The 7,903-nt window shown below is 71.6% G+C and carries 8 protein-coding genes; 7 read left to right on the forward strand and 1 reads right to left on the reverse strand.

Annotation, left to right across the window (positions count from 1 at the left end):
• The 6 genes from CCL05_RS21495 to CCL05_RS21520 form a co-directional block, all read left to right on the forward strand.
• The coding region (locus CCL05_RS21495) for a bifunctional polysaccharide deacetylase/glycosyltransferase family 2 protein (protein ID WP_086562116.1) at window positions 1-2,037 on the forward strand (2,037 nt) is incomplete at its 5' end.
• On the forward strand, window positions 2,034-3,245 hold the full coding sequence (locus tag CCL05_RS21500; RefSeq protein ID WP_086562117.1) for an acyltransferase family protein: 1,212 nt from the start codon (window positions 2,034-2,036) through the stop codon (window positions 3,243-3,245). The genes CCL05_RS21495 and CCL05_RS21500, both read left to right, overlap by 4 nt.
• A gap of 267 nt (window positions 3,246-3,512) precedes the next feature.
• Window positions 3,513-4,142 (forward strand): hypothetical protein, encoded by a 630-nt coding sequence (locus tag CCL05_RS21505; RefSeq protein ID WP_086562118.1) that lies wholly within the window; start codon window positions 3,513-3,515, stop codon window positions 4,140-4,142.
• Window positions 4,139-4,441 (forward strand): hypothetical protein, encoded by a 303-nt coding sequence (locus CCL05_RS21510; RefSeq protein WP_086562119.1) that lies wholly within the window; start codon window positions 4,139-4,141, stop codon window positions 4,439-4,441. The genes CCL05_RS21505 and CCL05_RS21510 overlap by 4 nt, the downstream gene beginning before the upstream one ends.
• Window positions 4,438-5,829, forward strand: coding sequence for a hypothetical protein (locus CCL05_RS21515; RefSeq protein ID WP_086562120.1), 1,392 nt, complete (start codon window positions 4,438-4,440; stop codon window positions 5,827-5,829). Before CCL05_RS21510 ends, CCL05_RS21515 begins: the two co-directional genes overlap by 4 nt.
• 8 nt (window positions 5,830-5,837) lie before the next feature.
• Window positions 5,838-6,428 (forward strand): hypothetical protein, encoded by a 591-nt coding sequence (locus CCL05_RS21520; protein WP_086562121.1) that lies wholly within the window; start codon window positions 5,838-5,840, stop codon window positions 6,426-6,428.
• Here the strand turns inward: CCL05_RS21520 and CCL05_RS21525 are convergent.
• Window positions 6,411-6,953 (reverse strand): hypothetical protein, encoded by a 543-nt coding sequence (locus CCL05_RS21525; protein WP_086562122.1) that lies wholly within the window; start codon window positions 6,951-6,953, stop codon window positions 6,411-6,413. The genes CCL05_RS21520 and CCL05_RS21525 overlap by 18 nt on opposite strands.
• A gap of 134 nt (window positions 6,954-7,087) precedes the next feature.
• Here CCL05_RS21525 and CCL05_RS21530 point away from each other — a divergent pair.
• Window positions 7,088-7,903 (forward strand): hypothetical protein (locus CCL05_RS21530; protein ID WP_208641588.1); only part of this gene is annotated, 816 nt, incomplete at its 3' end.

The raw sequence follows: 7,903 nt of genomic DNA on the forward strand, positions 1-7,903 counted from the left end.
GCCGACCACCGGGTCGGGCCCCCCGCGGCCAGTGACCAGGTCCCGAAGGACATCCTCAAGGGCGGGCCCGTCATCGACAGCAGGAACGGGCAGCCGCACAGTCTGGAACTCCCGGACCACGAGCTCGTGCTGACCTTCGACGACGGGCCGGACCCGAAGTGGACGCCCAAGGTCCTCGACGTGCTGAAGAAGCACGACGCCCGGGCCGTCTTCTTCGTCACCGGCACGATGGCGTCCCGCTACCCGGACCTCGTCCAGCGCATGGTCGACGAGGGCCACGAGATCGGACTGCACACCTTCAACCACCCCGACCTGTCGCTGCAGAGCAGGAGCCGGGTCGACTGGGAACTGTCCCAGAACCAGCTCGCACTCGCCGGAGCGGCCGGCATCCGCACCTCGCTGTTCCGTCCGCCCTACTCGTCGTTCGCGTACAACATGGACAACAAGTCCTGGCCGGTCACCGAGTACATCGGCAGCAAGGGCTACATCACCATCGTCAACAACACCGACAGCGAGGACTGGCGCAAGCCCGGCGTCCAGCGGATCATCCGCAACGCCACGCCGAAGGCCGGCAAGGGCGCCGTCGTGCTGATGCACGACTCCGGCGGCGACCGCTCCCAGACCGTCGCCGCGCTCGACCGGTACGTCACCGGGCTGCAGGCCGAGGGCTACCGCTTCCACACCCTCACCGGCGCCCTCGACGCGCCCAGCGCGCACACGCCGGTCGCGGGACTGGAGGCGGTCAAGGGGAAGGCGTGGGTCTTCCTCGTGCAGGCCTCCGAGAAGACGACCGGCGTCCTCGTCACAGGTCTCGCCGTCGTCGGCGTGCTCGTCTTCGGGCGTCTCGGGCTGATGCTGATCCTGTCCGTCGCGCACGCCCGGCGGGTCCGCCGGCGCGGCTTCCAATGGGGCGCGACCGTCACGGAACCCGTCTCCGTCCTCGTGCCCGCCTACAACGAGGCCAAGTGCATCGAGCAGACGGTCCGTTCCCTCGTCGCCAGTGACCACCCCATCGAGGTGCTGGTCATCGACGACGGGTCGACCGACGGCACCGCCCGCATCGTGGAGAACCTCGGCCTGCCCGGCGTACGCGTCATCCGGCAGCTCAACGCCGGCAAACCCGCCGCCCTCAACCGGGGCATCGCCAACGCCCGGTACGACCTGATCGTGATGATGGACGGCGACACCGTCTTCGAACCGACCACCGTCCGCGAACTGGTGCAGCCCTTCGGCGACCCGCGCGTGGGTGCCGTCGCGGGCAACGCCAAGGTCGGCAACCGGGACTCGCTCATCGGCGCGTGGCAGCACATCGAGTACGTGATGGGCTTCAACCTCGACCGGCGCATGTACGACGTGCTGCGCTGCATGCCGACGATCCCCGGCGCGGTCGGCGCCTTCCGGCGCGGCGCACTGGAACGCGTCGGCGGCATGAGCGACGACACGCTCGCCGAGGACACCGACATCACCATGGCCCTGCACCGCGACGGCTGGCACGTGGTGTACGCGGAGAAGGCCATCGCCTGGACCGAGGCCCCGGAGTCCGTCCAGCAGTTGTGGTCCCAGCGCTACCGCTGGTCGTACGGCACGATGCAGGCGATCTGGAAGCACCGCCGGTCCCTCGTCGAGCGGGGTCCCTCGGGCCGCTTCGGACGGGTGGGAATGCCGCTCGTGTCGATGTTCATGGTCGTGGCGCCCCTGCTGGCCCCGCTCATCGACGTGTTCCTCCTGTACGGGCTGGTGTTCGGCCCGACGGAGAAGACCATCGGCGCCTGGCTGGGCGTCCTCGCCGTACAAGGGGTGTGCGCGGCCTACGCGTTCCACCTGGACAAGGAACGCATGACCCACCTGATCTCACTCCCGCTCCAGCAGATCCTCTACCGCCAGCTGATGTACGTCGTCCTGCTCCAGTCCTGGATCACCGCCCTCACCGGCGGCCGACTGCGCTGGCAGAAGCTCCGGCGTACCGGCGCGGTGGGCCTGCCCGGGGCCGGTGCCGCCGCGAACCGGCCGCAGATGGACGGGAGGCCCGTCGGATGACCACGCACGCGACTCCCGCCACCGAGGCCGCGCCGAGGGAGCCGGCCTCCGGCAAGAAGCCCGGCCGCGACCGGTACTTCGACCTGCTGCGCGCCCTCGCCCTGTTCCGTGTCGTGCTGTACCACCTCACCGGCTGGGCCTGGCTGCCGCTGGTGTTCCCGTCCATGGGCGTGATGTTCGCCCTCGCCGGCAACCTCATGGCCCGGTCGCTGAAGCGCCCGCCGGTCCAGGTGATCCGCGGCCGGATGCGCCGGCTGCTGCCCCCGCTGTGGCTGCTGGGCGCCGTGGGCGTCACGGGCATGGTCCTCCAGGGCTGGGGGCCGGACGCCGACGGGCACCCCGGCTGGTGGCTGCTCCACCTCACCTTCTGGATCGTCCCGCTCAGCGACCCGCCCTACGCGGAGGGCCTGCCCGGGCTGCACGGTTACGTCGGCGAGAACTGGGCCGCCGACCTCGCGGGCCCGCTGTGGTACATCCGCGCCTACCTCTGGTACGTCCTGCTGTCCCCGCTGCTGCTGAAGGCCCTGCGCGCGATGCCGGTGGTCACGCTCGCCCTGCCGATCGCCCTGGCGGTCGCCTTCGAGCGGGGCTACCTCACCCTGCCGGGCGAGCGGATCCCCTCGGCGCTCACCGACTTCTCCACCTTCGGTGCCTGCTGGATCCTCGGCATGGCCCACCAGGAGGGCATCCTGGCGCGGCTGCCGCGCTACATCGTCCCGTCCGTGGCGCCCGCCATCGCCCTGGCCGGCCTCTGGTACGCCCTGCGCCACGGCTTCGGCCCGGGCAACGACCTGGACAGCATGCCCCTGGCGCAGGCCCTGTGGTCCTTCGGCACGGTGCTCCTGCTGCTGCACGTCAGCCCGTCCTGGTCCGAGTGGCCGCGCCGGCTGCGCCGCTGGGCCGGGCCGGTCGGCCTGCTCAACTCCCGGGCCGTGACGATCTACCTCTGGCACAACGTCTGCATCCTCATCGCCGCGACCCTGTGGGACCGGCTGTGGAGCGTCACCGTGCTGGAGCAGAACGTGCCCGGTCTGCTGGAGAGCCCCTGGCCGGTGCTGCTCCTGGCGTGGGTGCTGATCGGCGGCTGTGTCGTGGCGTTCGGCTGGGTCGAGGACCTGGCGGCGAAGCAGAAGCCCCGGTTGTGGCCGAAAAGTGAGCCTCGGGTGAGGGTTCGAGGGAGCCGGAGGCGAGTGGCACGCGGCGGCTAGGGCCGGTCGTCTGGATCAGGTCGCAGGAAAGAGGCGGTGCCATTCAGCGCAGGTGAGCGGGGTCTGGTGCGTGCAGCTGCACGGCGGAGGAGGGAGTCGACGCGGAGCGTCGGGGACCGACGACAACGCGGCAGATGCGCGTGCCAGACCCCGCGTCTGCGGCCTGATCCAGACGACAGGCCCTAAGCTGGGCCGGCATCGGCGGGGGCGGACGATGAGCGGCCCTTGTCCAGGGCCCCTTTTCGGTCGCAGGTGAGAGCAACGACAGTGACAGAAGCACCGACAGCAGAGCCGGCCGGACCGCGCGCGCCGGTCTTCGGGCTGATCACGCCCGAGGACTGGTACCGCATTCCGCTCCTGCCCGCCGACCGCCGCGAGGCGTCCGTGAGCGCCCTGGTCAAGCGGCAGTTCGCGGGTGTCGACGACCAGCCCGTACTGCGCCGCAAGGCCGAGGAGCAGCTGCTCGGCACGGCCGACGCCGCCGTCCAGCAGGGCGGTGTGGTGCTGTACCTGTCGTTCCTGGAGGCCGGCGGCATCCCGCTGTCGGCGTCCCTGCTGGTCTCCCGCCTGTACGAGAGGTTCGACGGCCTCGACGCCGTCGCCGCCCTGGCCGGCTCCGGCGAGGTCACGCTGGAGACGCTGCCCGCCGTGGGGCGCGTGGCCCGGCTGCGGCGGCAGGAGCGGACGAAGCAGTCGCGCAGGCTGGGCTCCGAGTTCGAGGACACCGTCGTCGAGTACTTCGTACCGGTCCCAGGCCGCGACGAGGTGCTGATGCTGACGTTCAGCACTCCGCTGGAGCCGATCGCGGACGCCATGGTGGAGTTGTTCGACGCGGTGGCCGGAACCTTGCGCTGGCAGCACCGCCAGGAGGAGCGGACGGGGGAGGAGCGGGAGTGAGCGGGAAGCTCAGGGTCTCGACCCAGGATCTCGAGACGGCCGGAACCGGCCTGCGGACGGTGGCGACCGAGCTGGAAGGGCTCGACAAGCTCATGGACGCCTACGACCGCCGCACGGTCGGCCATCAGGCGCTGCACGACCGGCTGCAGGAGTTCTCCGACGGCTGGGACGACAACCGCAAGAAGATGATCGAGGAGATCCAGGGGCTCGGGACGATGGCCAAGGAGGCCGGGAAGGCGTACACCGCGCTCGACACCGCGCTGTACGACGCGCTCACGGGCAAGGGGAAGAAGAAGTGACCCGCCCCGCCGACCACCGGTGGGAGGTGCTGGGCGAGAGCGGCGACCCCGTGCCCGGCGATGTCACCGACATGAAGGCCCTCGCCCGCCGGTTCACACTCACCGCCCAGACCATCACCAAGACCGCCGACGCGCTGCGCCGGATCGGCAACCTGGAGAGCTGGGACTCCGAGGCCGGCCGCGCCTTCGCCGAGAAGGCGAACGACACCGCCAAGACCGTGAGCAAGGCCCACGACCGCTACGCGGACGCCGGAGTCGCCCTCAAGGACTACTCCACCGACCTGGAGACCATCCAGGAGGAGGCGGACAAGCTCCTCAGCCAGGCGGAGACCAAGCACAACAGCCTCTCCACCGCCAAGTCCACGGCGGACAACCCGCCGAAGGGCACCGACGACGCCGGGCAGGACAAGCTCGACAAGGCCGTGACCGACCTCCAGCAGGGACTGGACGGGCTGCGCGGTCAGCTCGCCAAGCTGAAGACTCGTCACAAGGAGGCCGGCGACAAGGCCGCCAAGCGCATCCACGACACCACCGAGGGCGACGGCCTCAACGACAGCTGGCTGGACGACCTGCGCGACACCCTGAAGATGGTCAGCGACATCGCGGGAGCCATCGCCGCCGTCTGCGGGGTGCTGTCCCTGCTCGTCGGCTGGATACCCGTCATCGGACAGGCCCTGGCCGGAGTGCTCGGCACCATCGCCCTGGTGATGACGGCGGTGTCACTGGTCTGCCATGTGCTGCTCGCCATCAACGGCGACGGCTCCTGGGGCGACGTGGCGATCGACGCGCTGGGCCTCGCCACGTTCGGCATCGGGCGCGTCTTCTCCGCGGGCGGCAAGGCCGCCGCCGTCGTCGGCCGCAGCCGTGTCTGGACGGCGGCCACGCAGTACGTGCGCGGCTGGAACCCGGGCATGAGTTCGGCCGCGCGGCGCGCTCTCGTCGAGTCCATGGTCGGGGCGCGGGCCGGAGCGCGCCCCGGGGCGGCCCTGCCCGACGTGGGCCTGCGGGCGGCCTTCCGCGGACTGCCGAGCTCCTTCGCGGACGACCTGGCGAGCATCCGGGGCAACTGGCGGGACCTGTTCAAGGTCGGCGACAACCTCTCGGCGGCCCGCGACGCCTACAACGCCGCCGGAGCCCGCGGTCTGGCCAGCATGTACGCGGGGCCCGGCATGGTCGACGAGCTCGCGCGCATCAAGAACATCGACCCGGCGGACCTGCGGTTCATCGGCACGCCCGACGCGTTCAAGCAGGCCATGGCCTACAACGCCATCGGTCTGGGCGGCACCGGGACGGGCGCGGCCTCCGACACCAACAGCTTCGTCGGCCTGTTCGGCGGCGAGCCGGAGATCGACGTCACCGGCCCGGACGCGTCCCTGGCCGGACGGTGAGCCCGGCCATGACGAACCCGGCGGACTGGCGGGAGTGCCGGGTGGCGCTGCCCGCCCACCACAACTGGCTGGTCCTGGACCTGCGCAGCGAGGACCCCGAGACCTGGGCGCGCACCCTGGCCGAACAGCACCTCGGCGACGACGTCCCCGAGCCATGGCGGGAGGCCTTCGCGGCGGACCTGCTCTGGTACTGGGGCGCGGCGGTGCGGCAGGGCGCCCTGTGCGCGGCGGTCCTGGCCCCCCAGGACGGGCCCGTCGTCGCCAGTTGCACGGTGCGGGAGCTGACCGTCCCGCCGGAATCCCGGACGGTTGCCGCCTTCCGGGCCGAGGCGGAACGCGCGGAGGGCCCGTACTTCGGCGGGGAGCAGGTCCTCACCGAGGTCGAACTGCCCCTGGGACCGGCCCTGCGCGTGCACCGCCAGGAGCCGACGGACCCGGACGCGGACGGCGGAACGATCGTGGAGGGAGTGGCCCACTACGTCCTGCCGCGTCAGCACCCCACCGCGCTGGAATGCCGGCTGCTGTGGACGTCCCTGGGGCTCGGCGCGGAACTCACCGAAGTCGCCGACGAGCTGGCGGACTCACTCCGCCTGGCGTGACGCGGCGGAACCCCGGCGCCTGCCGAACACATCCCCCAGCCCGAACCGCTCCCAGGGGACCATCGCCAGCGGCATCCAGCTGAACCCGACGGCGAACACGGCCACGACGGTGGTGAGCTGAGCCGGGAGGAACCACCCCAACTGGGAGACGAGCAACGCCACGACCAGCAGGCAGACATCGAACACCAGCACGGCCAGCGCCTTGCGTGCCGCGGCTCCCGGGCCGACCCGGGGCGTGTCCTCGGTCCCCCGCACCATGCCGAAGAGGATCACCGGCAGCATCAGCCCGGTCAGCCCGCCGCTCGCGATGCCTCCCACGACCAGGGCGTTGTTCCCGTCGTCGGGCACGATGTTCGAGAGCGGGGCCGCGTCCACCGCCCCGCCCAGCAGGGCCACGGCCGCGAACGCGCCGAGCGTCGCCGTCGCCAGCACGAGGAGCATCCCCGCTCCGAAGGCCACGTTTGCGGCAAAGGAGCGCTGCGGGCGCCGCGTCCCGGGCCGTTCGGCCCCCGACTCAGCGGACATGGACTCTCCCCTTCCCGTGTGGGGTCCGCTAGAGGATAACGGGGCCCCGTTCCCCGGGGCCTTCCCGGTGTGGAAAACTGCCCGGGTTGCGCATGTGAACAACTGTGCCCAGTGGGCGACGGGGGAGCGGTGGGATGAGTAAGCGGCAGACACAGAAGATGCTGCGGCTGATGGCGAGCGGCGAACCGGTCGAGCTCACCAGCCCGATGGCATCCGTGAAGAAGCTCGCCCGGCTGGCCTTCGTCGCCCAGCAGTTCGGCTACGAGTACGCCGACGTCCGGCAGAGCAGCGGCCGCAACGGCGCGCTCACCATGCTGATCCTGCCCGACCCCAGCCCGCAGGCCCGGGCCCGGGCCGCACAGAACTGGGCGCAGTACCCCAATGCGTCCGACGGCGTCTCCCTCCCGCCGCTCGTGCCGGACGCCTTCGAACTCCTCAAGGCCCGCATCAACTTCGACCTCACCGGCAAGAACGCCGAGAAGCGCATGGGCTACGGCGCCCTCGGCGTCACCGCCGGCTGCCTGGTCCTCGCCTTCCGCGCCGGCGGTGAGTCCTTCGACTTCATCGCGGCGGGCGTGGGGTGGCTGGTGGTCATGGCGATCCTCGGCATCGGGCTGCTGGTCACGCGCAAGCGCAACGCGAAGTTCGCCGCGCGCCTGCAGGCGGCCGGCTTCATGCCGGTGACCGAGGAGAACGGACGGGTGCGGTACCTGCCGCCCGGGACGCAGACGCCCGGGCACGGCAATCCCTTCGGGGGAGGGCCGTACGGCGGCGGGCAGGCGGCCGGGACGCCGGGTTACGCGGGCGCGCCGGGGCAGCCGGGCGGGATGCCTGCTCCGGCCGCAGGCGCCCCCGCGGGTTACGGACAGCAGGCGTTGGGGCCGTACGCCCAGCCGGTGCCGGGCCCGTACGGTGGCCAGCCGGCCGCCGGCCCGTACCCCGGGCAGCAG

Origin of the sequence: Streptomyces africanus (assembly GCF_002150735.1) — a bacterium.
GTDB classification, from domain to species: Bacteria; Actinomycetota; Actinomycetes; order Streptomycetales; family Streptomycetaceae; genus Streptomyces; species Streptomyces africanus.